2 rRNA genes (1 of these 2 cut by a window edge) are annotated in these 2500 nt (G+C 51.1%); both read left to right on the top strand.

Features of this window, described 5'->3' with window-relative positions:
- A 23S ribosomal RNA gene (locus ACJJJA_RS00010) occupies nt 1-1989 on the top strand; it begins 893 nt to the left of the window's first position.
- Between the two features lie 203 nt (nt 1990-2192).
- Nucleotides 2193-2308: ribosomal RNA gene (gene rrf / locus ACJJJA_RS00005) — 5S ribosomal RNA — on the top strand.
- Nucleotides 2309-2500: the final 192 nt, after the last annotated feature.

Raw genomic sequence — 2500 nt, 5'->3', positions numbered from 1 at the left:
ACTCCGAATACCGAGGAGTGCAATCGCGGGAGACACACGGCGGGTGCTAACGTCCGTCGTGGAAAGGGAAACAACCCAGACCGCCAGCTAAGGTCCCAAATACCAGTTAAGTGGGAAACGATGTGGGAAGGCCCAGACAGCTAGGAGGTTGGCTTAGAAGCAGCCATCCTTTAAAGAAAGCGTAATAGCTCACTAGTCGAGTCGGCCTGCGCGGAAGATATACCGGGGCTAAAACTGGTAACCGAAGCTGCGGATGCTCTTAGGAGCATGGTAGAGGAGCGTTGTGTAAGCCGTTGAAGGTGGATCGGGAGGTCTGCTGGAGGTATCACAAGTGCGAATGCTGACATGAGTAACGACAAGGGAGGTGAAAAACCTCCCCGCCGGAAGACCAAGGGTTCCTGTCCAACGCTAATCGGGACAGGGTTAGTCGACCCCTAAGGCGAGGGCGAAAGCCGTAGTCGATGGGAAACAGGTTAATATTCCTGTACTCGCTATTGCTGCGACGGAGTGACGGAGAAGGCTAGGCCAGCATGGCGATTGGTTGTCCATGTTTAAGGTTGTAGGCTGGGGACTTAGGCAAATCCGGGTCCCTAAGGCTGAGAACTGATGACGAAGCCCACTTAGTGGGTGAAGTGGTTGATGCCCTGCTTCCAGGAAAAACTTCTAAGCTTCAGGCAATAGTGAATCGTACTCTAAACCGACACAGGTGGTCAGGTAGAGAATACCAAGGCGCTTGAGAGAACTCTGGTGAAGGAACTAGGCAAAATGGTACCGTAACTTCGGGAGAAGGTACGCCGGTTTTGGTGATGGGACTTGCTCCCTAAGCTGAGGCCGGTCGAAGTGACCAGGTGGCTGCGACTGTTTATTAAAAACATAGCACTCTGCAAACTCGTAAGAGGACGTATAGGGTGTGACGCCTGCCCGGTGCCGGAAGGTTAATTGATGGGGTTAGCTTCGGCGAAGCTCTTGATCGAAGCCCCGGTAAACGGCGGCCGTAACTATAACGGTCCTAAGGTAGCGAAATTCCTTGTCGGGTAAGTTCCGACCTGCACGAATGGCGTAACGATGGCCACGCTGTCTCCACCAGAGACTCAGTGAAATTGAAATCGCTGTTAAGATGCAGTGTACCCGCGGCTAGACGGAAAGACCCCGTGAACCTTTACTACAGCTTTGCACTGAACTTTGAGCCTACTTGTGTAGGATAGGTGGGAGGCTTTGAAGCAGTAACGCTAGTTACTGTGGAGCCGTCCTTGAAATACCACCCTGGTATGTTTGAGGTTCTAACTCTGGTCCGTTATCCGGATCGAGGACAGTGTATGGTGGGTAGTTTGACTGGGGCGGTCTCCTCCCAAAGAGTAACGGAGGAGTACGAAGGTGCACTCAGCATGGTCGGAAATCATGCAATGAGCATAATGGTATAAGTGCGCTTGACTGCGAGACAGACATGTCGAGCAGGTACGAAAGTAGGTCATAGTGATCCGGTGGTTCTGTATGGAAGGGCCATCGCTCAACGGATAAAAGGTACTCCGGGGATAACAGGCTGATACCGCCCAAGAGTTCACATCGACGGCGGTGTTTGGCACCTCGATGTCGGCTCATCACATCCTGGGGCTGAAGCCGGTCCCAAGGGTATGGCTGTTCGCCATTTAAAGTGGTACGCGAGCTGGGTTTAGAACGTCGTGAGACAGTTCGGTCCCTATCTGCCGTGGGCGTTGGAAATTTGAGAAGAGTTGCTCCTAGTACGAGAGGACCGGAGTGAACGAACCTCTGGTGTTCGGGTTGTCACGCCAGTGGCATTGCCCGGTAGCTATGTTCGGACGGGATAACCGCTGAAAGCATCTAAGCGGGAAGCCTCCTTCAAGATTAGATTTCCCTGACTCCTTGAGAGTCCTAAAGGGCCGTGGAAGACTACCACGTTGATAGGCTGGGTGTGGAAGCGTTGTGAGGCGTTGAGCTAACCAGTACTAATTGCCCGTGCGGCTTGACCATACAACAGAGATGGTTACTAACGACTAGCTAAGCTAGCGGATTGTGGAATGAAAGACACACAATGATCGCTTGCGGTGTATTACTACAGATTGTTTTACCGACTTATTTGGGGTTATCGCCGGTCAGCAGACCGAGGCAAACAGCGATAACACGGCAGGCCAAGCAGATTGCTTATAAGACCAACGCCAACCCAAGCCAGTTTGCCTGACGACAATAGAGTTGTGGAACCACCTGATCCCTTGCCGAACTCAGAAGTGAAACGCAACATCGCCGATGGTAGTGTGGGGCTTCCCCATGTGAGAGTAGGTCATCGTCAGGCTTCTAATCCGAAAAGGGCCACCCAATAGGGTGGCCCTTTTTTTATGTACAAAAAAATTGAATGCATAAAAAAATAAACACAGAGAATAAAAAATAAATTCAAAATACAGAAAAATAAAAAGCCCAATCGAATTTTTACTCGCAACACTCCCGCCGAAAAATCCAACTCGCTAAAAGCCAATGAAAAAAGCGC

This window comes from Microbulbifer mixtoriginis (SeqCode) (assembly GCF_052466865.1).
The sequence above is the reverse complement of the archived record's forward strand: the minus strand, read 5'-3'. Positions and strand labels throughout refer to the sequence as shown.